The sequence below is a fragment of the Promicromonospora sp. NPDC050262 genome (assembly GCF_040655935.1).
Classification (GTDB): domain Bacteria; phylum Actinomycetota; class Actinomycetes; order Actinomycetales; family Cellulomonadaceae; genus Promicromonospora.
Map to the genome: position 1 here is coordinate 83,412 of NZ_JBFAKX010000002.1, position 21,305 is coordinate 104,716.

General features: G+C 74.0%; 16 protein-coding genes. All 16 read left to right on the plus strand.

Annotation, left to right across the window (positions count from 1 at the left end; all coding sequences use genetic code 11):
* The first annotated feature begins 174 nt into the window (after positions 1-174).
* The 16 genes from AB0I29_RS03820 to AB0I29_RS03895 all read left to right on the plus strand — a co-directional run bounded on the left by AB0I29_RS03820 (position 175) and on the right by AB0I29_RS03895 (position 21,238).
* Positions 175-2,955 (plus strand): tetratricopeptide repeat protein, encoded by a 2,781-nt coding sequence (locus AB0I29_RS03820; RefSeq protein WP_357478261.1) that lies wholly within the window; start codon positions 175-177, stop codon positions 2,953-2,955.
* 81 nt (positions 2,956-3,036) lie between these two features.
* The gene (gene uvrA, locus AB0I29_RS03825) at positions 3,037-5,994 is read left to right on the plus strand and encodes an excinuclease ABC subunit UvrA (RefSeq protein WP_285102320.1); all 2,958 of its coding nucleotides are present in this window, start codon (positions 3,037-3,039) and stop codon (positions 5,992-5,994) included.
* A gap of 252 nt (positions 5,995-6,246) precedes the next feature.
* A complete protein-coding gene (locus AB0I29_RS03830; protein ID WP_285102319.1) occupies positions 6,247-7,287 on the plus strand; it encodes a C2 family cysteine protease in 1,041 nt (346 codons plus the stop codon).
* Between the two features lie 29 nt (positions 7,288-7,316).
* Complete coding sequence (locus AB0I29_RS03835) at positions 7,317-7,616, plus strand: hypothetical protein (protein ID WP_285102318.1); 300 nt, start codon at positions 7,317-7,319, stop codon at positions 7,614-7,616.
* Between the two features lie 63 nt (positions 7,617-7,679).
* Positions 7,680-8,165 carry an OsmC family protein gene (locus AB0I29_RS03840; protein WP_285102317.1) on the plus strand — a complete coding sequence of 162 codons (486 nt, stop codon included), beginning with the start codon at positions 7,680-7,682 and terminating at the stop codon, positions 8,163-8,165.
* Positions 8,166-8,261: 96 nt separating this feature from the next.
* Positions 8,262-10,253 carry an excinuclease ABC subunit UvrC gene (gene uvrC, locus AB0I29_RS03845; RefSeq protein ID WP_285102316.1) on the plus strand — a complete coding sequence of 664 codons (1,992 nt, stop codon included), beginning with the start codon at positions 8,262-8,264 and terminating at the stop codon, positions 10,251-10,253.
* Positions 10,254-10,272: 19 nt separating this feature from the next.
* Complete coding sequence (gene rapZ / locus AB0I29_RS03850; RefSeq protein WP_285102315.1) at positions 10,273-11,211, plus strand: RNase adapter RapZ; 939 nt, start codon at positions 10,273-10,275, stop codon at positions 11,209-11,211.
* A complete protein-coding gene (yvcK, locus tag AB0I29_RS03855; protein WP_357478265.1) occupies positions 11,208-12,218 on the plus strand; it encodes a uridine diphosphate-N-acetylglucosamine-binding protein YvcK in 1,011 nt (336 codons plus the stop codon). The genes rapZ and yvcK overlap by 4 nt, the downstream gene beginning before the upstream one ends.
* Before the next feature lie 507 nt (positions 12,219-12,725).
* Entirely contained in the window at positions 12,726-14,369 is a 1,644-nt protein-coding gene (locus tag AB0I29_RS03860; protein ID WP_357478266.1) for an ABC transporter substrate-binding protein, read from the plus strand.
* Positions 14,369-15,334: an ABC transporter permease gene (locus tag AB0I29_RS03865; RefSeq protein ID WP_357478267.1), complete on the plus strand. Its 966-nt coding sequence runs from the start codon at positions 14,369-14,371 to the stop codon at positions 15,332-15,334. Before AB0I29_RS03860 ends, AB0I29_RS03865 begins: the two co-directional genes overlap by 1 nt.
* Complete coding sequence (locus tag AB0I29_RS03870) at positions 15,331-16,155, plus strand: ABC transporter permease (protein WP_357478268.1); 825 nt, start codon at positions 15,331-15,333, stop codon at positions 16,153-16,155. Before AB0I29_RS03865 ends, AB0I29_RS03870 begins: the two co-directional genes overlap by 4 nt.
* On the plus strand, positions 16,152-17,927 hold the full coding sequence (locus tag AB0I29_RS03875; protein ID WP_357478270.1) for an ABC transporter ATP-binding protein: 1,776 nt from the start codon (positions 16,152-16,154) through the stop codon (positions 17,925-17,927). The genes AB0I29_RS03870 and AB0I29_RS03875 overlap by 4 nt, the downstream gene beginning before the upstream one ends.
* A complete protein-coding gene (locus AB0I29_RS03880) occupies positions 17,924-18,778 on the plus strand; it encodes a DUF1684 domain-containing protein (RefSeq protein WP_357478272.1) in 855 nt (284 codons plus the stop codon). The genes AB0I29_RS03875 and AB0I29_RS03880 overlap by 4 nt, the downstream gene beginning before the upstream one ends.
* A complete protein-coding gene (locus tag AB0I29_RS03885; protein WP_357478274.1) occupies positions 18,775-19,404 on the plus strand; it encodes a GNAT family N-acetyltransferase in 630 nt (209 codons plus the stop codon). Before AB0I29_RS03880 ends, AB0I29_RS03885 begins: the two co-directional genes overlap by 4 nt.
* Positions 19,401-20,477: an amino acid ABC transporter permease gene (locus AB0I29_RS03890; RefSeq protein WP_357478276.1), complete on the plus strand. Its 1,077-nt coding sequence runs from the start codon at positions 19,401-19,403 to the stop codon at positions 20,475-20,477. Before AB0I29_RS03885 ends, AB0I29_RS03890 begins: the two co-directional genes overlap by 4 nt.
* The gene (locus tag AB0I29_RS03895; protein ID WP_357478278.1) at positions 20,474-21,238 is read left to right on the plus strand and encodes an amino acid ABC transporter ATP-binding protein; all 765 of its coding nucleotides are present in this window, start codon (positions 20,474-20,476) and stop codon (positions 21,236-21,238) included. Before AB0I29_RS03890 ends, AB0I29_RS03895 begins: the two co-directional genes overlap by 4 nt.
* Positions 21,239-21,305: the final 67 nt, after the last annotated feature.

The window sequence follows — 21,305 nt, forward strand, 5'->3', positions numbered from 1 at the left end:
CCCGGCCGAGGGAAGGATGTCGCGATCGGGGGCGGTATGCAACTTTTGCCCGCATTGTCTGAGTGGCGCCGATCTGTCGGAACCCGCTTTGTTACCGAGGTGAATGAGTCGTCAGCTACCTCTTGAGTGTTGGACGTTCGTCCGGTTGACTTGGGCCTCGTGGTGGTCTCGGACGTGTCGACCAGGCTGGCTGCCGCGGTCCGGGCCGCCCGTACGGCGGTGGGCCGCGGCCCGCTCCCCGCTGCGATCTCGGACGTCCCGCACGACGACGTCCGGTGGCCGGCGGTCCTGCTCGACCCGGCCCGTGCCGTGGTCCCGTTCCTGGGCCGTGAGCGGGAGCTCGGCGAGCTCCGCTCCTGGGCGGAGACGGACGTGCCGATCAGCCTGCGCCTGGTCGTCGCCCCCGCCGGCTTCGGCAAGACCCGGCTCGCGAGCGAGCTCGGCGGCCGGCTGGGCGGGTCCGGCTGGACCGTCGTCCTGGTGCCGCGCGGCAAGGAGGCCGCCACGGTCCGCGCCCGCCCCGTCGGCGACGTGCTGTTCGTCGTCGACGACGCGGCGGCGCGGCGCGGCCTCGGCGCGATGCTCGACGCCCTGGCCCGCCCCGCCCGCGGCCGCACCCGGGTGCTCATGCTCGCCCGGGTCGCGGGGGAGTGGCTGCGCCGGCTGCGCTGGGGCTCGACGCTGTGGACGCAGCTCGGGCCGGGGGACGCCACGCAGACGGCGCTGGACGTCTCGCTCGCCCCCGACCTGACGGACGTCGCGGTGCTGGAGGCCGCGGTCGCCGCGTTCGCCGAGCACCTCGGCGTCACGGCGCCCGAGCTCGGGGACCTGTCGACCGACGAGCCCGACCATGGCACCCGCGTGGTCGACCTGCACGCGGCCGCGGCGCTCGCCGCCCTCACCGTGGCCGGCGCGCCGGTCCCGGCGGACGAGCCGAACCCGTTGCGCGGGCTCCTGGACGTGGCCGCGGTCTCGTGGGCCGCGTCGGCGCGGGAGGCCGGGCTGGAGCTGAGCCTCGACGAGGTCCAGGACGTCGTCGCGGCGGCCTGCCTGCTCGGGGCGGACGACACGGCGGGCGCGCGCGACGTGCTGCGCCGCGTGGTGCCGGGCCTGCCGGCGCGCGCGGGCGCGCGCTGGCTGCTCGGGCTGCCGGCCGCCACCGCGGAGCTCGGGCCGAGTCCCGCCGGGCCCGACCGCCTCGGCGACCTGCTGGTCGTGGACCGGCTCGGCCGGTCGGTCTCGCTGGTCGGGTCGTGCACCTGGGGGCTGTCCCGCAAGGCGGCGCTGCGGGTGGTGCGGGTCGCCCGGCGGCTGGAGGTCGAGCTGTCCGAGGCGCCGGAGGCGACCGCGCTGGCGGGCGAGCTCCTGCGCCGGGCCGCCGACTCCTACGGCGACGACCCGCGCGCGCTGCGGACCGCGTTCCTGCTCAAGCAGCGGTCGGTCGTCGACGCCTCGGTCGACGACGTGTACCGGGGCGAGCGGGCCGTCGCGGTGGCGAAGGACGCCGTGGGCCGGGCGGAGGCGCTGGTCGACCTCGGGACGGCGCTGCGGGACGTGGCGCGGGTGACGGAGTCGCTGGAGGTGCTGGACTCGGCGGTCGAGGCCTGGCGCAAGATCGCCGCCGGAGACCCGGACCGCTACCGCACCGCGCTGGTCTCGGCGATCAACGCCCTGGGCAGCGCGCGCTGGCGGGCCGGGCACAGCCGGGAGTCGCTGGCCGCCCACCAGGAGGCGGTCGAGCTGTGCCGGGCGGCCCCGGAGCGCGACCGGGCCTGGGCCGAGGCCGAGCTGGCACGCGTCCTGATCAGCCTGAACGTGGTGCTCAACGACGCCGGCGCGCCCCAGGAGGAGGACGCGACCTTCGCCGAGCAGCTCCCGATCCTGCGGAACCTGGTGGCGCGCGACCCGCGGCAGTGGTCGGTGTTCCTGACCACGGCGCTGTCCAACCGGTCGGTGGTGCTCACCGAGAGCCGCCCGGAGGAGGCCGTGCCGTTCGCGCGGGAGGCGGTGGCGCTCAGCCGCGAGATGGTGCGGCAGGCACCGAAGCGGCACCGCAACGAGCTCGGGTTCGCGCTGACGAACCTGGCCAACGCGTACGCCGCGCTGGGCCGGGACCGCGAGGCGGTCGAACCGCTCGGCGAGGCGGTCGCCGTGCGGCGCGAGCTGGTCCGCGAGAACCCGGCCACGCACACCTGGACGCTCGCCTACAGCCTCGCGTCGCTCGGCGCGGTGCGCTCGCGGCTCGGCGACCTCGACGAGGCGATCTCGCTGGAGCGGGAGGCGGTGCTGCTGCGCCGCCGGCTCGCCCGGGAGCACCCGGCGCGGTACCGGCGCATGCTGGCGGCGTCCCTGTCCAACCTCGCGGTCACGCACTCCCGGGCGGGCGAGCCGGAGGAGGCCCTGCCGCTCGAGCGGGAGGCGGTCGCGATCCGGCGTGCCCTGGCCAAGGACGGCCAGCCCGGCGAGGACCACCTGGCGCACTCGCTCTCCAACCTGGGCGTGCTCTACGCCGAGCTCGGCCGGCCCGCCGACGCCGTGGCGCCCACCCAGGAGGCGGTGGGGCTGCTGCGGCAGCTCGCCGTGGAGGATCCCGGCCGGTTCGAGCCGCCGCTGGCCGACGCCCTGCTCAACCTCGGCGCCGCGCTCCTCGACGCGGGCCGCGCCGAGGAGGGCGTGGAGCCGACGACGGAGGCCGTGCGCCTGCGCCGGGAGCTCGCCGGGCGCAGCCCCGACGTGCACCTGCCGGGCCTGGCGTCCGCGCTGACCAACCTCGTCGCGGTGCACGTCGACCTCGGGAAGCCCGACACGGCGGCCGAGTACGCGCAGGAGGTCGTCACCGTGCGCCGCCGGCTCGTCGACGGCTCCTACGCCCACGAGCAGGACCTCCTGCGGGCGCTGGACCTGCAGGCCCGCGTGCGCCGGTCCGGCGCCGTCGACGGGCGCGCGATCCGCTGAACCCCGCGGGTGTGACGAGTCTCCCAGGTTGATTCGTAGAACACCCGTGCGAATGTCGGTGGTCCGCCCTAGGATGCCTCTGTGAGCAATCGTCTCGTCGTCTCCGGTGCCCGTGAGCACAACCTCAAGAACGTCGATCTGGACCTTCCCAGGGATCAGCTGATCGTGTTCACGGGGCTCTCCGGCTCGGGCAAGTCGTCGCTCGCGTTCGACACGATCTTCGCCGAGGGTCAGCGCCGGTACGTCGAGTCCCTGTCCGCCTACGCGCGGCAGTTCCTGGGTCAGATGGACAAGCCCGACGTCGACTTCATCGAGGGTCTGTCGCCCGCGGTGTCGATCGACCAGAAGTCCACCAACCGCAACCCGCGGTCCACCGTCGGCACCATCACCGAGGTCTACGACTACCTGCGCCTGCTCTACGCGCGGGCGGGCACGCAGTTCTGCCCGGTGTGCGGCGAGAAGGTGCAGTCGCAGACGCCGCAGCAGATCGTGGACCAGATCCTGGAGCTGCCGGAGAACACCCGGTACCAGGTGCTGGCGCCCGTCGTGCGCGGCCGCAAGGGCGAGTACGCGGACCTGTTCAAGGAGCTGCAGGCCAAGGGCTTCTCCCGCGCCCGGGTCGACGGCGAGGTGGTCCAGCTCACCGACCCGCCCACGCTCGAGAAGAAGCTGAAGCACGACATCGAGGTGGTCGTGGACCGGCTCGTGGCGCGCGAGGGCGTGCAGCGCCGGCTCACCGACTCGGTGGAGACCGCGCTCGCCCTGGCGAACGGCCTGGTGATGATCGAGCTGGTCGACGCCGACATCGACGACCTGGGCCGGACCCGCAAGTTCTCCGAGAAGCGGGCGTGCCCCAACGAGCACCCCCTGGCGCTCGACGAGATCGAGCCGCGGACCTTCTCCTTCAACGCGCCCTATGGCGCGTGCCCCGAGTGCACCGGCATCGGCTTCCGCCTGGAGGTCGACCCGGACCTCATCGTGCCGGACGACGAGCAGACGCTGCGCGGCGGCGCCGTCGCCCCCTGGGCACAGACGTCGTCGGAGTACTTCGAGCGGGTGCTCTCCGCGCTGGCCGAGGAGATGAAGTTCTCCATGGACGTGCCGTGGCGCGCGCTGCCGGCCCGGGCGCGGGAGGCGATCCTGCACGGCCGCGACCACAAGGTGCACGTCAAGTACAAGAACCGGTGGGGCCGCGAGCGGCAGTACTCGACCGGCTTCGAGGGCGCGGTGACGTTCCTGGAGCGGCGCCACCGCGAGACCGACTCGGACTGGTCGAAGGAGAAGTACGAGGCCTACATGCGTGAGGTCCCGTGCCCGACCTGCGGTGGCGCGCGGCTCAAGCCGGAGGTGCTCGCGGTCAAGGTGGACGGCCTGTCCATCGCCGACGTCTGCCGCCTGCCCGTGGGAGAGGCCGCCGAGTTCCTCAAGGGCATCGAGCTCGGTGTCCGCGAGGCGCAGATCGCGACGGAGGTCCTCAAGGAGATCCACGCCCGCCTGGGCTTCCTGCTCGACGTCGGGCTGCACTACCTGACGCTGGAGCGGCCGGCCGGCACGCTGTCGGGCGGCGAGGCGCAGCGCATCCGGCTCGCGACCCAGATCGGCTCCGGCCTGGTCGGCGTGCTGTACGTGCTGGACGAGCCGTCGATCGGCCTGCACCAGCGCGACAACCGCCGGCTCATCGACACGCTCACCCGGCTGCGGGACCTGGGCAACACCCTGATCGTCGTCGAGCACGACGAGGACACGATCCGCGCGGCCGACTGGATCGTCGACATCGGCCCGGGCGCGGGCGAGCACGGCGGCGCCGTCATCCACTCGGGCGACTACGCCGGGCTGCTGGAGCAGCAGGAATCGCTCACGGGCGCGTACCTCGCAGGCCGGCGCTCGATCCCCCTCCCGGCGCAGCGACGGCCCGTCGACGCCGGCCGGCAGGTCACGGTGGTGGGCGCGCACGAGAACAACCTGCGCGACGTCGACGTGTCCTTCCCGCTCGGCGTGCTGACCGTGGTGTCGGGCGTCTCGGGCTCGGGCAAGTCGACGCTCGTGAACTCGATCCTCTACACGGTCATGGCCAACCAGCTCAACGGCGCCCGGCGGGTGGCCGGCCGGCACAGGCGCGTGACGGGCCTGGACCAGCTCGACAAGGTGGTCCACGTGGACCAGGGGCCGATCGGCCGCACGCCGCGGTCCAACCCCGCCACCTACACGGGCGTGTGGGACCGGATCCGCAAGATCTTCGCGGAGACCGAGGAGGCCAAGGTGCGCGGCTACGGGCCGGGCCGCTTCTCGTTCAACGTCAAGGGCGGGCGCTGCGAGGCGTGCGCGGGCGACGGCACCATCAAGATCGAGATGAACTTCCTGCCCGACGTCTACGTGCCGTGCGAGGTCTGCCACGGCGCCCGGTACAACCGGGAGACGCTCGAGGTGCACTTCAAGGGCAAGACGGTGGCCGACGTGCTCGACATGCCGATCGAGGAGGCCGCGGAGTTCTTCAAGGCGTTCCCGGCCATCTCACGGCACCTGTCCACGCTGGTCGACGTCGGCCTCGGGTACGTGCGGCTCGGGCAGCCCGCCCCCACGCTGTCCGGCGGCGAGGCGCAGCGCGTCAAGCTGGCGGCGGAGCTGCAGAAGCGGTCGTCGGGCCGCTCGGCCTACGTGCTGGACGAGCCGACCACGGGCCTGCACTTCGAGGACGTGCGCCGGCTGCTCGGCGTGCTGCAGTCGCTGGCGGACAAGGGCAACACGGTCATCGTGATCGAGCACAACCTGGACGTCATCAAGAGCGCCGACTGGGTCATCGACATGGGTCCGGAGGGCGGCAGCGGCGGCGGCATGGTCGTCGCGCAGGGCACGCCCGAGGTCGTGGCCCAGGTCCCGGAGAGCCACACCGGCACGTACCTCGCCGAGATCCTCGACGGCCACGCGCCCGTGGACGCCGCGCCGACCAACGGGGCGCCGAAGGCCGCCAAGGGCAAGGGGGCCACGGCGAACGGGTCCGCGGCGAGCCGTACACGGCGCAAGGCCGCCGTCGCGGGCTGAGCGGACCGGCGCACTCCTCTCGCCCGAGGGCCGGATCGAACCCTGACGTGGGTCCGGTCCGGCCCTCGCGCGTGCCGCGGACGTGCGTGCCTGCGGGCATTGCGTGCGACGGCGGGATGGGGAGAGGTACCCGGGCAGTATCGTGGCGGCGCCGCGTGGCGGTGCTCTACAGTGATCTCGACGACGAGGGGGCCTGGTATGTCGGAGATGTACGGCGCGGACATCAGCGCGCTTCGCACGCTCGGAAACACCATGGTTCAGCAGGGTGACGTGCTCGAGACCGCCGTCGGCCAGATCAACCAGGCCGTCTCCGCGACGGCGTGGTCCGGACCCGACCACGAGGGCTTCCTCGACGAGTGGCACACGACGCACTCCGGGGCCCTGCGCGCGGTCGCGCTGGGCCTCGCGGAGGTGGGCCGCCGGGTCATCGCGAACGCGGACGCCCAGGAGCGCACGAGCGAGACGTACGACGGCGCGGCCGGCGGTGTCACCGGCGGCGGCCGCGGCCCGGAGGGCACGGACCAGAGCTCGTCCGGCGGCCAGGGGGACAAGGACAAGGCGGCCGGCGACCTCGGCAAGCTGGAGGACGCCGGCAAGGTGCCGCTCGACGACAAGGCGATCGACGCGAGCCAGATCGAGCAGGGCAGCCTCGCGGACTGCTGGTTCCTCGCCTCGGCGGGCGCCATCGCCGAACGGGACCCGGACTGGATCCGGGAGCACATCAAGCCCAACGACGACGGCACCTACACGGTGACGTTCTACGACGACGGCGAGCCGGTGCAGATCACCGTGGACTCGCAGGTGTACGAGAACGCGGCCGGGGACCCGAGCGGCGACCCGTCGTGGATCTCCATCTATGAGAAGGCCGCCGTCGAGTACCTGGGCGGCCAGTACGACGACATCGAGTACGACAGCGCGTCCAAGGCGCTGGAGATGATGACGGGCAAGGACACGTCCAGCGAGTCGCTCGACCCCGTCCTGCCGTGGGAGGACCCGCCCAGCCTGGAGTCGATCCGCGACCGGCTGGGCAACGGCGAGCCGGTCGTGGCCGCCAGCCCGGACGGCGGCGGCTGGTTCGGCGATCCCCCGCCGGACAAGGAGGTCGTCAACAACCACGTCTACGTCGTGGACAGCGTCTCGTCCGACGGCAAGACGATCACGCTGGTCAACCCGTGGGGCCCGAACGGCGGTACCGGTTCGGACGGCAACACCAAGCCGGGGACCATCACCATGTCGGCGGACGAGTTCTATGAGAACTTCGACTCCGTGACCTACGGCGAGTCGATGAAGTGACCGCCGTCGAGCGAGGGAGAGGGGCTGCCGTGGCCGACGACACGGGCCCGGGCGCGGGCGCGGGTCCCGTCGTGCGGGTGAAGCAGAGCGCGCAGGCGCGGTTCGGCGCCACGCGCGTGGGCGTCATGGTCGCCGGGCCGCGCGACGGCGTGCCGACGGCGCGCCTCCTGGTGCGGTCCGACGACGGGCGGCGGGCCACGGTCGACGCCGTCGTCGGCGACCGCGTGGACCTGTTCGGCGAGGGCGCGCTGGAGCTCGTCGGGGTCGAGGGCGGGCGCACGCCGAAGGAGCAGAGCGCGGTCACGGTCCGCCAGGTCCCGGCGGCCTGACCGGCCGGCGCGGCCGCCCGAGAGGCGTGGCCCTCGTCACCCCGCACGGCTAGGGTGAGCAGCATGAGCGGAGCCACGCATGACTACGCCGTGACGGTGCGGTGGACGGGCGCGGGGGACACGGGTACGTCGTCGTACACCGCGTACTCGCGCGACCACGAGATCGACCTGGCGCACAAGCCGCCCCTCCTGGGCTCGGCCGACCCGGCGTTCCGGGGCGACCCGGGCCGGTACAACCCCGAGGAGCTGTTCGTCGTCAGCCTGAGCCAGTGCCACATGCTGTGGTTCCTGCACCTGGCGGCCGAGTCGGGGCTGATCGTGCGGGAGTACTCGGACGCGGCGACGGGCACGATGCGCGTCGAGTCGCGGGGCGAGGGCGCGTTCACGGACGTGACGCTGCACCCGCGGGTCGTGGCGGACGCGGGCGAGCTCGCGACGGACGAGCACGTGGCCGCCCTGCACCACAAGGCGCACGCGATGTGCTTCATCGCGCGCTCGGTCAACTTCCCGATACACGTCGCGCCCGTGCCGCTCGCCGTCCCCGCCTGACCGGGGCGGCGCCGGCCGCGCCACGGGCGTCGTCGGCCCGGGTCGTCGTCCGCGTCATCGGTCCAGGTTGTCAGTGGCAGCGCATAGGTTGGTGCCATGGCGGATCCAGCAACCTATCGACCCAAGGCGGGAGAGATCCCGACGTCGCCCGGTGTCTACCGGTTCCGCGACGAGCACGGCCGGGTCATCTACGTGGGCAAGGCGAAGAACCTGCGCCAGCGCCTGGCGAACTACTTCCAGGACGTGGCGCACCTGCACGAGCGCACGCAGCGGATGGTGACCACCGCGGCGTCGGTCGAGTGGACGGTGGTGGGCACCGAGGTCGAGGCGCTCGCCCTGGAGTTCACCTGGATCCAGCAGTACGACCCGCGGTTCAACGTGAAGTACCGGGACGACAAGTCGTACCCGTACCTCGCGGTGACCCTCGGTGAGGAGGTGCCACGCGCCCAGGTGATGCGCGGGGCCAAGCGCAAGGGCACCCGGTACTTCGGGCCGTACGGGCACGCCTGGGCCATCCGGGAGACCCTCGACCTGCTGCTGCGGGTGTTCCCCATCCGCACCTGCTCCGCGGGGGTCTACAAGCGGGCGGGCCAGTCGGGACGTCCGTGCCTGCTCGGGTACATCGACAAGTGCTCGGCGCCGTGCGTGGGCCGCATCAGCGTGGACGACCACCGCGCGCTGGTCCTGGACTTCTGCGACTTCATGGCGGGCGACACCGCCAAGTTCGAGCGCCGGCTCACCAAGCGCATGCAGGAGGCCGCCGCCGAGATGGAGTACGAGCAGGCGGCCCGCCTGCGCGACGACATCGAGGCGCTGCGGCGCGCCACCGAGAAGAACGCGGTGGTGCTGGGCGACGCCACGGACGCCGACGTGTTCGCGCTGGTGGGCGACGAGCTGGAGGCCGCCGTCCAGGTCTTCCACGTGCGCGGCGGCCGCATCCGCGGCCAGCGCGGCTGGGTGGTCGAGAAGGTCGAGGACATCAGCGACGGCGAGCTCGTGGAGCACCTGCTGCAGCAGGTGTACGGGTCCGACCAGGACCTGAGCGGTCCCGAGGCCCGCGACGCCGTGCCCCGGGAGGTGCTCGTCCCGGTGCTGCCGCCCGACCTGGACCAGGTGGGCGCGTGGCTCACGGGCCTGCGCGGCTCGCGCGTGGACGTGCGCGTGCCGCAGCGTGGCGACAAGAAGGAGCTCGCGGAGACCGTCCGCAAGAACGCCGAGCACGCGCTGGTGCTGCACCGCACCCGCCGCGCGGGCGACCTCACGACCCGCAGCCAGGCACTGCGCGAGATCCAGGAGGCGCTCGACCTGGAGTCGGCGCCCCTGCGTATCGAGTGCTACGACATCTCGCACACCCAGGGCACCTACCAGTCCGCGTCCATGGTGGTCTTCGAGGACGGGCTGCCCCGCAAGAGCGAGTACCGCTCGTTCAGCATCCGCGGGTCGGACGGCGACGGCGCCCGCGACGACACGCAGGCCATGCACGAGGTCATCACGCGCCGCTTCAAGCGGTACCTGACCGACCGGCTCAAGGCCAACGACGTCGAGATCTCGGCGGGGGAGGACCGCGCGGACGAGGATCCCGCCGGCGCCCTGCCCGGCGCGCTGCCGGGCGGCGAGGTCGCCGCCGACGCGCCGGAGGAGAAGGCCCGGTTCGCCTATCCGCCGAGCCTCGTGGTGGTCGACGGCGGGCCGCCCCAGGTCGCCGCCGCCAAGAAGGCGATGGACGAGCTCGGCATCACCGACGTCGCGCTCTGCGGCCTGGCCAAGCGCCTGGAGGAGGTGTGGCTGCCCGGCGAGGAGTACCCGGTGATCCTGCAGCGCTCCAGCGAGGGCCTGTACCTGCTGCAGCGCGTCCGCGACGAGGCCCACCGGTTCGCGATCACGCAGCACCGCCGCCGGCGCAGCAAGGGCATGACCGCCTCCGTGCTCGACGACGTCCCGGGGCTCGGGCCGGCCCGCAAGAAGGTGCTGCTCACCCACTTCGGGTCGCTCAAGCGGCTCAAGGCGGCGAGCGTCGAGGAGATCGCCAGCGTGCGGGGCATGGGGACCACGACGGCCGCGGCCGTCGTGGCCGCCCTCAAGGCCTGACGCTGGCATGCTAGGTGCCATGAGCAACACCGAGCCGTCCCCCACCACGGCCCCCGAGGGAATCGCCGCGGTCGAGGCCGCCACGCACACCCCCGAGCGCAGCGACCCGCAGGTCCTGGTGATCACCGGGATGTCCGGAGCCGGCCGGTCCCGGGCCGCCGCGGTGCTGGAGGACCTCGACTGGTACGTGGTCGACAACCTGCCGCCCATGATGCTGGTGCCCCTGGTCGACCTCATGGCCAAGGGGTCCAGCATCGAGCGCGTCGCCGTGGTCGTGGACGTGCGCGGCCGCCAGTTCTTCTCGGAGCTGGACAAGGTGCTCGTGCACATGACGGAGGCCGGGGTGGCCTACCGGATCCTGTTCCTGGACGCGAGCGACGAGGTGCTGGTGCGCCGCTTCGAGCAGGTGCGCCGCCCGCACCCGCTGCAGGGCGACGGCCGGATCCTGGACGGCATCGCCGAGGAGCGCTCCGTGGTCGCGACCCTCGCCGAGCGCGCCGACCTGCGGATCGACACCTCCGACCTGTCCGTGCACGACCTCGCCCGGGAGATCCGCGCCTGGCTCGCGCACGACGCGACCGAGCAGCTGCGCATCAACGTGATCTCGTTCGGGTTCAAGTACGGCATCCCTCTGGACGCGGACCACGTGGTGGACGTACGGTTCCTGGCCAACCCGTACTGGATCACCGAGCTGCGGCACCTGACGGGGCGTGACCAGCCGGTACGCGACTACGTGCTCGCCCGCCCGGGCGCCGTCGAGTTCGCGGACCGCTACGTCGAGGCCCTGGCACCGGTGCTCGCCGGCTACCTCAACGAGGAGAAGCGTTACGTGACCATCGCCGTGGGATGCACGGGCGGAAAGCACCGGTCCGTCGCCATGTCCGACGCCATCGCCGAGCGTCTGCGCGCCCGCGGGCAGCTCGTCTCCGTCTCGGCGCGTGACCTGGGCCGCGAATGATCCCGCACGCGCCGGGGGTGCCCGACGTCCCCGCCCCGGAGTGGAGCAAGAACCCGTCGGTCGTCGCCCTCGGCGGCGGCCACGGCCTGTCCGCCAGCCTGTCCGCGCTGCGGCTCATGTCGGACCGTCTCACGGCCGTCGTGACGGTGGCCGACGACGGCGGCTCGTCCGGCCGGCTGCGCGAGGAGCTGGACGTGCTGCCTCCCGGTGACCTGCGGATGGCGCTCGCGGCCCTGTGCGACGACTCCGAGTGGGGCCGGACCTGGAGCGCGATGCTGCAGCACCGGTTCTCGTCGTCGGGCGAGCTGGACAACCACGCCATGGGCAACCTGCTCATCGTGGCGCTGTGGGAGCTGCTCGGGGACCCGGTCGAGGGGCTGGACTGGGTGGGCCGCCTGCTCGGCGCGCGCGGGCGCGTGCTGCCGATGGCGTCGGTGCCGCTGGTGGTCGAGGCCGATGTGCGGCACACCGCGCTGCCCGGCGAGCCGGAGGCGCCGCTGGAGACCGTGATCGGGCAGAGCAAGGTCGCCGTGACCGAGGGCCGGATCGAGCAGCTGCGCCTCCTGCCCGCCGACCCGCCGGCGTCCCCGGAGGCCGTCCAGGCGGTGCTCGACGCCGACTGGGTGGTCCTCGGCCCCGGGTCCTGGTACTCGTCGGTGCTGGTCCACCTGCTGGTGCCCGCCCTCGCGGACGCCCTGCACGTCACCAAGGCGCGCCGCTGCGTCACGCTCAACCTCTCCGCCGAGAACGGCGAGACGGCGGGTCTGACCGCCGTCGACCACCTGGAGGCCCTGCACAAGCACGCGCCCGGCCTGCGGATCGACGCCGTGCTGGCCGACCCGTCCGCGGTCGAGGACGTCGCGGCGCTGGAGGCCGCGGCCGCGTCGATGGGCGCGCGCGTGATCATGCGCCAGGTGCGGCGCGGCGACGACACCGCCCGGCACGACGGGCTGCGCCTGGCCGCCGCGTACCGGGACGTGTTCGAGGGCGTCTACGGCGACGTCTGACCTGCGGTTCGACGCGGGGCCGGACGTCGGTGGGGCTGGACGGCGAGCCGGCTCCGTCCGCGATGCGAGACCCTTCGTGGACACCGTTGACATGCCCCGTGGGCGGCCGTAACTTCCCCGCATACCGAATTCCTATCAGTCCGATAGGGAATTCGAATCGGAGGGAGACCGACATGGCACGAGCGATGTACGGCACGGTGCAGTTCGCGCACGCCCGCCCCCTGTGTCGTGCCCAGGAGTGTTGTCCCGCCGGCTGCTGACGGCCCCCGACACCTCGCAGCCCCCGGGGAACGCCTCGCGGCGCCCCCGCTGAACGGCCCATCGCGGCTGTTCCTCGTCGTACGCGTTCCTCGTACCCCTTCCTCGTCGTACCCGCCCGGGCCGGCATGCCGCACCCCGGCGCCGCGACCCCGCGCTCACACCTCGCCCCCCGCGTCACCTCCGGTGACGGACCTTCGTGCACCCTCGCGCAGGTCCGCCTCGCCGTGCCCCGAGAGGACAACCCCCATGGTCCCGAACCACCCCCGCCGCACGCCGTCCACAGCAGTCGCCGCCCCGGCCGTCGCCACGGCCCTGGCCGCCGCGCTCGCCCTGACCGGCTGCGCCGGACCCGACACCGCCTCGGGCAGCGCGTCCGCCGAGCCGACACCGGGCGGCACGCTCCGGTTCGCGCTCGGGGCCGCGCCGCAGGGCGTGGACCCGCAGCAGGTCGGCTCGAACGTCAGCATCTACGTGGCGCGGCAGCTCGCGGACTCGCTGACCGACCAGGACCCGACCACCGGCGAGATCCAGCCGTGGCTCGCCGAGAGCTGGGACGTCAGCGACGACCTGACCCGGTTCACGTTCCACCTGCGCGACGGCGTGACCTTCTCCGACGGCAGCGCGCTGGACTCCGCCGACGTCAAGGCCAGCTTCGACGCCATCGCTGGCGACCTCGGGGCGAGCGCCCCGCTCGCGGCGAGCTACCTCGCGGGCTACGAGCAGACCGAGGTGCCCGACGGGAGCACCGCGACCGTCGTCTTCGACCAGCCGAACGCGCAGTTCCTGCAGGCCACCTCGACGGTGTCGCTCGCGATCCTGGCCGCGGAGACGGCGGACGTGGACCCGGCCGAGCGGCTGCAGGGCGACGTCGTCGGCTCGGGGCCGTTCGTCCTGGACAGCTACACGCAGGACCAGGGCGCCGTGATCACGCGCCGCGAGGGCTACGACTGGGCACCCGCGTCGGCCGAGCACGACGGCGACGCCTACCTGGAGCGCGTCGAGTTCTCCGTGGTCCCGGAGTCCGGGGTGCGGGCCGGCGGGCTCGCGTCCGACCAGTTCGACGCCGTCGGCGACGTGCTGCCGCAGGACGTGCCGCAGATCGAGGGCTCGGGCGGCGCGGTGCTGACCCGCGCCAACCCGGGCGTGCCGTTCGTGCTGCAGCCCAACCTGACCCGCGCGCCCCTGGACGACGTCGAGGTGCGCCGCGCCCTCCTGCTGGCGATCGACCGCCAGGAGCTGGTCGACACCGTGCTGTCGGACGCGTTCGAGCCGGCCACGGGCATCCTCGCGTCCACCACGCCCGGCTACGCCGACCTGTCCGACCGGCTCGCGTTCGACCCCGAGGAGGCCGGCCGCATCCTCGACGACGCCGGGTGGACCCTCGGCCCGGACGGCATCCGCGAGAAGGACGGTGAGCCGCTGGAGATCGAGGTGACCTACACCCCGGTGTTCACCGGCAGCGGGCCGGTGCTGGAGCTGGTGGCCCAGCAGCTGCGCGCCGTCGGCGTGGACCTCACGCTCCGCCAGCTCACGGCCCCCGAGCAGACCGTCGCCCAGGACTCCGGCGACTACGACTTCTACTACTACAACGTCACCCGGGCCGACGCCGACATCCTGCGCACCCAGTTCTCCACCGCGCAGCGCAACCTCAGCCTGCGCGAGCCCGACGACGTCGTGGACCCGCTGCTCGACGAGCAGCTCGGCGAGGCCGACCCGGCCGCCCGCGACGCGATCGCCGCCGAGGCGCAGGAGGCGATCCTCGACCAGGGCCTCGCCGTCCCGCTGTTCGAGCTGTCCCAGTCGATCGGGGTGCGTGGTGACGTGCACGGCGTCACCTTCGACGCCTCCTCCCGGCTGCTGTTCCACGACGCCTGGATCGAGCAGGAGTGATGCTCGCCTACGTGCTGCGCCGCCTCGCCGGCGCCGTCGCGGTCCTGTGGGCGGCGTTCACCGTCTCCTACCTGATCCTGTACCTGCTGCCCAGCGACCCGGTCGCGATCATGCTCGACCAGGGCGCCGGGGGCGAGCGCGTCGACCCGGCGCGCGTCGCCGAGCTGCGCGAGCGCTACGGGTTCGACCAGGGCCCGCTCGAGCAGTACGTCACGCTGCTCGGCCGGACGCTGACGGGCGACCTCGGCACGTCCATCAGCAGCGGCGCCCCTGTCTCCGGCCTCATCGCGGACGCGTTCCCCGAGACGGCGAAGCTCGCCGGCCTCGCGCTCGCGCTCGCCCTCGTCGCCGGGGTGGGGATCGCGCTGCTCGCGTCCTGGACCCGGGCCGCGTGGCTGCGCGACCTGCTGCTCGGCCTGCCGCCGCTCGGTGTCGCGGTGCCCGGGTTCTGGGTCGGGCTCGTGCTGCTCCACCTGTTCTCGTTCACCTGGTTCGTCTTCCCGGCGGTCGGCAACGAGGGGTTCGCCTCCCTGGTGCTGCCCGCGGTCACGCTCGCGATCGGGCTCGCCGCCGTCGTCGCGCAGGTGCTCTCCCAGGGCCTGCGCGAGGCCTGGCGCGCGCCCTACGTCGAGACCGCGTTCGCCAAGGGCTCCGGCCGGGCCCGGGTGCTCGGCGCGCACGTGGTGCGCAACGGGTCCCTGCCGACCGTCACCGTGCTCGGCGTGCTCGTGGGCAACCTGCTCGGCGGCACGGTCGTGGTCGAGACGGTGTTCTCCCGCCAGGGCTTCGGCCGGCTCGTCGAGAACGCCGTGACCACGCAGGACATCCCCGTGGTCCAGGGGCTCGTGGTCGTCGCCGCCGCGGTGTTCGTGCTCACCAGCCTCCTGGTCGATCTCGTGCACCCCCTGCTCGACCCGCGGGTGCTCGCCGGCGCCCACGGCCGCACCGGGGGAGGCGCACGATGACCCGCGGGCTCGCCCTGCTGCGCACGAGGCCCGCCGCGCTGGTGGCGCTCGTGATCGTGGTGCTCGTCCTGGCCTGGGCGCTCGTCCCCGGTCTGTTCACGGGGCAGGACCCGATCACCGGCGTCCCGGCGGACAAGCTCCAGGCCCCCGGCGCCGCCCACTGGTTCGGCACCGACCACCTCGGCCGCGACCTGTTCTCGCGCACCGTGCACGGCACGAGCCTGTCGGTACGCGCCGCGCTGCTCGCGATCGGCGTCGCCCTCGTGGCCGGGTCCGGCATCGGGCTGCTCGCCGGCTTCCTCGGCGGACCCGTCGACGACGCGCTCATGCGCGCCACCGACGTGCTCCTTGCCATCCCCGGCCTGCTGCTGTCGCTCGCCGTCGTGACCGCGCTCGGCTTCGGCACCGTCAAGGTGGCCATCGCCGTGGGCGTCGCCTCCGTGGCCACGTTCGCCCGCGTCATGCGGAGCCAGGTGCTGCGGGTACGGCACGCCACCTACGTGGAGGCCGCCCGGCTCGCCGGGGCGGGCCGGGGCGCCGTCCTGCTGCGGCACGTGCTGCCCAACGCCGCCGGCCCCGTGCTGGCGCTCGCGGCCGTCGAGCTCGGCGCGGTGATCCTGGCGGTCTCCGCCCTGAGCTTCCTCGGGTACGGCGCCACGCCGCCCACGCCCGAGTGGGGCTCCCTGGTGGCCGAGGGGCGCGACTACCTGGCCGTCGCCTGGTGGTACTCGACGCTGCCGGGCCTGGTCATCGCCCTGTTCGTGCTCGCCGTCGGCGTGCTCGGCCGGGCGCTCACCCGCGAGACGAGGACGGACCGATGACGCTGACGACGCGGCCCGGCACGGGCGCGACCACCACGGGCCCGGTCGACCCCGCGCCGTCGGGCGGCCCGCTGCGCGTGCGGGGACTGCGCGTCGCCTACGGCGACCGCGAGGTGGTGCACGGCGTGGACCTGGACGTGCGGCCCGGCGAGGTGGTCGCGCTGGTCGGCGAGTCCGGGAGCGGCAAGTCCACCACGGCGCACGCCCTGATCGGCCTGCTGCCCGACGGCGGCCACGTCACCGCGGGGGAGGTCACGCTCGGCGAGGGGCCGCGGTCCACGCCGCTGACCGGCCTGCTCCCCGACGCGTGGCGGCGCGTGCGCGGCGTGCGCGTGGGGTTCGTGCCGCAGGACCCGGGCACCGCGCTCGACCCCGTGGTGCGGGTGGGGGAGCAGGTCGCCGAGCCGCTCGTGGTGCACGGCACGCCGCGGCGGGCCGCCCGGGAGCGGGCCGTCGAGATCCTGGCCGAGGTGGGGCTGGACCGGCCGCGGGAGCGGGCCCGGCAGTACCCGCACCAGCTCTCCGGCGGCATGCGGCAGCGGGTGCTCGTCGGCATCGCCATGGCGTGCGAGCCGGAGCTGGTCATCGCGGACGAGCCGACGTCGGCCCTGGACGTGACGGTGCAGCGGCGGGTGCTCGACCTGCTCGCGGACCTCACCGGCCGCGCCGGAACGGCGGTGCTGCTCATCACGCACGACCTGGCCGTGGCCGCAGACCGGGCCGACCGGGTGGTCGTGCTCAAGGACGGCGTGGTGGTCGAGGAGGGGCCGGCTGCCCGGGTGCTGGGCGCGCCCGAGCACCCGTACACACGGGAGCTCGTCGCGGCGGTGCCCGGCAGAAATAATGTGCCAAGCGCGTCGGCGCCGGACGCCGGTCCGGAGCCCGGGGCGCCCGACGACACAGCCCCGAGCGGGGCGGGCGCCGTCGCAGGAACCGCCACCGGCACCGCCGTGGCCAGGACCGACCCGGCCCCTGGGGCCACACCCGCCCTCCTGGAGGTCCGCGGGCTCGTCAAGGAGTTCCGCCTGGGCCGCCGCGAGCGGCTGCGCGCGGTCGACGACGTGTCGTTCGCCGTCCCGCGGGGCTCCGCGTTCGCCCTGGTGGGGGAGTCGGGGTCGGGCAAGTCGACCACGGCGCGCCTGGTGCTCGGCCTGGAGCGGCCCGACGCGGGCGCGGTCGAGCTGGACGGCGCGCCCGTCGGCGCCGACCGGGCGACCCGCCGTCGTACCCAGCTCGTGCACCAGGACCCGTACTCGTCCCTCGACCCACGCTTCACGGTCGCCGCCGTGGTGGAGGAGCCGCTGCGCGCGCACCGCGTGGGCGACCGCGCCGAGCGGCGCGAGCGGGTGGCGCAGCTCCTGCAGCAGGTGCACCTCTCGCCGGACCTGGCCCGACGGCGGCCGGCCGAGCTGTCGGGCGGGCAGCGCCAGCGGGTGGCCATCGCGCGGGCGCTGGCGCTCGACCCGGAGCTGCTCGTGCTGGACGAGCCGACCTCCGCGCTCGACGTCTCCGTGCAGGCCCGGGTGCTGGAGCTGCTGGCCCGGCTGCGCGCGGAGCGTGGCCTCACCTACCTGTTCATCTCGCACGACCTGGGGGTGGTGCGGCAGGTCGCCGACCACGTCGGCGTCATGAGCGACGGCCGGCTCGTGGAGACCGGACCCGTCGGCCGCGTGTTCGACCACCCCGCCCACCCGTACACCGCGGAGCTGATCGCGGCGATCCCCGGTGCCCGCACCGCTGCGCAGCACCCCGACGGGAAGGACCTGACATGACCGAGGTACTGAGCCCGCCCGACGCCGCCGCCGCGCGCGAGCACGCCGCGTGGCGGGCCGCCCGCGAGCGCGAGCTGCGCAAGCCCCACGGCTGGCTGACTCCGGCGGCGCTGCTGTGGCCCACGGCCACGCCGTCGCGCCTGCCGGGGCTGCCCGGCGAGTGGTGGGTCGACGACCGGACGCTGTTCACCCGTCCGGCGTCCGGCGACACGGCCAGTCTGGTGGGGGAGCACGTCGAGCCCGACGGGCCGACGTCGATCGTCGTGGGCGAGGGCCGCAGCCAGATCCTGGGCACGTTCCTGCCCGAGGGCCGCGCGGCCGGCGCCGAGCACGAGGTGGCGGTCGAGGTGGTGCTGCGCACCGGCCGGTACGGGGTGCGGCCGCGGGACCCGGAGGCGGCCACCCGCGCGGAGTTCGACGGCGTCCCCGCGTTCGACCACGACCCGGCCTGGGTGCTGGACGTGCCCGTGCGCTGGTACGACGAGCCCGACGCGGTGACCGTGGGCGCGGCGCAGCCCCGCCTGGTGCACCACGTCGAGGTGTTCGGCGAGGTGGACGTCGCCCACGCCGGGACGGTCACCACCCTGGCGCTGACCGGCAGCAGCACCGAGCCGGCCCTCCTGTTCACCGACGAGTCCGACGAGGTCGCGCCGTGGCGGGTCCTGCGGGTCCCGGTCCCGGGGACGACGGCGGACGACGCCGACGGGCCAGCCTCCGGCACGCTGCGCCTGGACCTGAACCGGGCGGTGAACCTGCCGTACGCGTTCACGCGGTTCGGCACGTGCCCCGCCCCGCTGGCGGGCAACCACCTGCCGTTCGCCGTCACCGCGGGCGAGAAGGCACCACGATGACCGCCCTCTCCGCGGGGCCGCACCCGTCGTCCACCGCCCCGGACGCACCGAGCGGGCTGGAGGTCCGCGACGTGCGCCTGTCCGACCCGCTGGTCGAGCCGCTGCTGGCGGGCCTGTCGGTCGAGTACCGCACCCGGTACCACGACCTGCTGACCGAGGAGCAGCACAAGGCCGAGATGACGCACTACGCGGCCGACGAGTTCGCCCCGCCGGTGGGCGCCCTGGTGCTGCTCCTGGAGCACGGCGAGCCGGTGGCGGGCGGCGCGTTCCGCCGTCGGCTGGAGCCCGAGCTGGGGGAGACCGCGCGCCTGGCGCGCGCCGACGCCCGGGACGCGGACGGCGTCCCGGCCGTCCCCACGGCCGAGCTCAAGCGCATCTGGACCCACGACGCGCACCGGCGCCGCGGCCTGGCCCGGCGGGTGCTGTCCGAGCTCGAGACGCGGGCCCGCGACCTGGGCTACCCGCGGCTCTACCTGACCACGGGCCCGCGTCAGCCGGAGGCGGCCGGGCTCTACCGCGCCACGGGCTACACGCCGCTCACCGCGGCCGCCGCCGGCGAGCCCGCCGACCCCGCGGTCGAGCAGCCGTTCGGCCCGCTCCCCTTCGAGAAGTGGCTGACGACATGAGCGCCGACCTGGCCGAGGGCGAGTCCCGCCTCCTGTACCCGCCACCCGGCCTGCCGCCTGGCGGGGACGGTCCGGCGCAGGCAGGGCCCGCCGACGAGGACCTGCGCGTGGTCGCGGCCCGGCACCCGGGCCGCTGGATCGCGACCGCCGTGGTGGGCGTGCTGCTGGCCATGGTCGTCTCCTCCCTGGTCACCAACGACCGCTGGGAGTGGGACGTCGTGGCCCGCTACCTCACGTGGCCCTCGATCCTGGAGGGGGCGTGGGCCACGGTGCGGCTCACGGCGACGGCGTCCGTCGTGGGCTTCGCGCTCGGCACGGTGCTGGCCCTGATGCGGCTGTCGCGCTCGCCGCTGCTGCAGGCCGTCTCGTGGGCCTACACGTGGGTGTTCCGGTCGGTGCCGCTGCTGCTGCAGCTCCTGCTCTGGTACAACCTCGCCTACCTGTACCCGGTGCTGAGCCTCGGCATCCCGTTCGGGCCGGAGTTCCTGTTCTTCGACACGCTCGACCTGATCGACAAGTTCTGGGCCGCGATCCTGGGCCTCGGGCTGTCGCAGGCGGCGTACAGCGCGGAGATCGTGCGGGCGGGCATCCTCGGCGTCGACCAGGGCCAGCACGAGGCCGCGGCGTCGCTGGGCATCCCGCGCCACCGCCAGGTGCGGCGGATCATCCTGCCGCAGGCGATGCGGTCCATCGTGCCCACCGCGGTGAACGAGGTGATCGGCCTGCTCAAGGGCACCTCGATCGTGTACGTGCTGGCGTACGGCGAGCTGTTCTACATCGTGAGCGTCATCTACGGCCGCAACGGCCGGGTGGTGCCGTTGCTCATCGTCGCCGCCATCTGGTACCTCGCGCTGACCACGCTCATCACGGTGGTCCAGTACTACGTGGAGCGGCACTACGCCAAGGGCGCCCTGCGCACCCTGCCGCCCACGCCCGTCCAGCGCGTGCGGTGGGAGATCCAGGTCGGCTGGTCGCGCCTCACCGGCGCCCCCGTGCCCGACGGCGTCCCGCCCGCCTTCGCGGCGCGCGTCCGGGTGGGGCGCTGGGTCGCTCCGCGAGGAGATGCCGCATGACCGGCGGACTGCTGGAGATCCGGGGCGTGCACAAGTCGTTCGGCCTGCTGGAGGCCCTGCGCGGCGTGGACCTGACCGTCCGGCCGGGCGAGGTTGCCGCCGTCATCGGGCCGTCCGGGTCGGGCAAGTCGACCCTGCTGCGCGCCATCAACCACCTGGAGAAGGTGGACCGCGGCTTCGTCTCCCTGGACGGCGAGCTCATCGGGTACGCCCGGCACGGCAACACCCTCCGGGAGCTCACCGAGCGCGAGATCCTGCGCCGGCGCACCCGGATCGGGTTCGTGTTCCAGAACTTCAACCTGTTCCCGCACCTCACCGTGCTGGAGAACATCGTCGAGGCGCCGATCTACGCGCAGGGCCGGCCGCGCGCCGAGGCAGAGGCGGAGGCGCGCGAGCTGCTGGCCCGGGTCGGGCTGGCCGACCGGGCCGACGCCCGGCCCCGGCAGCTCTCCGGTGGTCAGCAGCAGCGGGTGGCCATCGCCCGCGCCCTGGCCCTGCGGCCCGCCGTCGTGCTCTTCGACGAGCCCACCTCCGCGCTCGACCCCGAGCTCGTCGGCGAGGTGCTCGGCGTGATCAAGGAGCTCGCCGGCACCGGCACCACGCTCGTCGTCGTCACCCACGAGGTGGGCTTCGCCCGCGAGATCGCGGACACCGTCGTCTTCATGGACGAGGGCGTCGTGGTCGAGCAGGGACCGCCCGACGCCGTGCTCGACAACCCTGCCAGCGACCGGACCAGGGCCTTCCTGGAGAAGGTCCTGTGACCCGCTGGCACCCGACCCCCGTTCCGTCCCGACCCCCGTTCCCGACCCCCATCCCAGCCCGGGAGCC

What these genes read in the sequence shown, in the direction of transcription:
- rapZ (WP_285102315.1), top strand. Translation starts at nt 10,273, where the DNA reads ATGAGCAACACCGAGCCGTCCCCCACCACGGCCCCCGAGGGAATCGCC.
- AB0I29_RS03875 (WP_357478270.1), top strand. Translation starts at nt 16,152, where the DNA reads ATGACGCTGACGACGCGGCCCGGCACGGGCGCGACCACCACGGGCCCG.
- AB0I29_RS03830 (WP_285102319.1), top strand. Translation starts at nt 6,247, where the DNA reads ATGGTTCAGCAGGGTGACGTGCTCGAGACCGCCGTCGGCCAGATCAAC.
- AB0I29_RS03870 (WP_357478268.1), top strand. Translation starts at nt 15,331, where the DNA reads ATGACCCGCGGGCTCGCCCTGCTGCGCACGAGGCCCGCCGCGCTGGTG.
- AB0I29_RS03880 (WP_357478272.1), top strand. Translation starts at nt 17,924, where the DNA reads ATGACCGAGGTACTGAGCCCGCCCGACGCCGCCGCCGCGCGCGAGCAC.
- AB0I29_RS03895 (WP_357478278.1), top strand. Translation starts at nt 20,474, where the DNA reads ATGACCGGCGGACTGCTGGAGATCCGGGGCGTGCACAAGTCGTTCGGC.
- AB0I29_RS03890 (WP_357478276.1), top strand. Translation starts at nt 19,401, where the DNA reads ATGAGCGCCGACCTGGCCGAGGGCGAGTCCCGCCTCCTGTACCCGCCA.
- AB0I29_RS03885 (WP_357478274.1), top strand. Translation starts at nt 18,775, where the DNA reads ATGACCGCCCTCTCCGCGGGGCCGCACCCGTCGTCCACCGCCCCGGAC.
- AB0I29_RS03860 (WP_357478266.1), top strand. Translation starts at nt 12,726, where the DNA reads ATGGTCCCGAACCACCCCCGCCGCACGCCGTCCACAGCAGTCGCCGCC.
- AB0I29_RS03865 (WP_357478267.1), top strand. Translation starts at nt 14,369, where the DNA reads ATGCTCGCCTACGTGCTGCGCCGCCTCGCCGGCGCCGTCGCGGTCCTG.
- uvrC (WP_285102316.1), top strand. Translation starts at nt 8,262, where the DNA reads ATGGCGGATCCAGCAACCTATCGACCCAAGGCGGGAGAGATCCCGACG.
- yvcK (WP_357478265.1), top strand. Translation starts at nt 11,208, where the DNA reads ATGATCCCGCACGCGCCGGGGGTGCCCGACGTCCCCGCCCCGGAGTGG.
- AB0I29_RS03840 (WP_285102317.1), top strand. Translation starts at nt 7,680, where the DNA reads ATGAGCGGAGCCACGCATGACTACGCCGTGACGGTGCGGTGGACGGGC.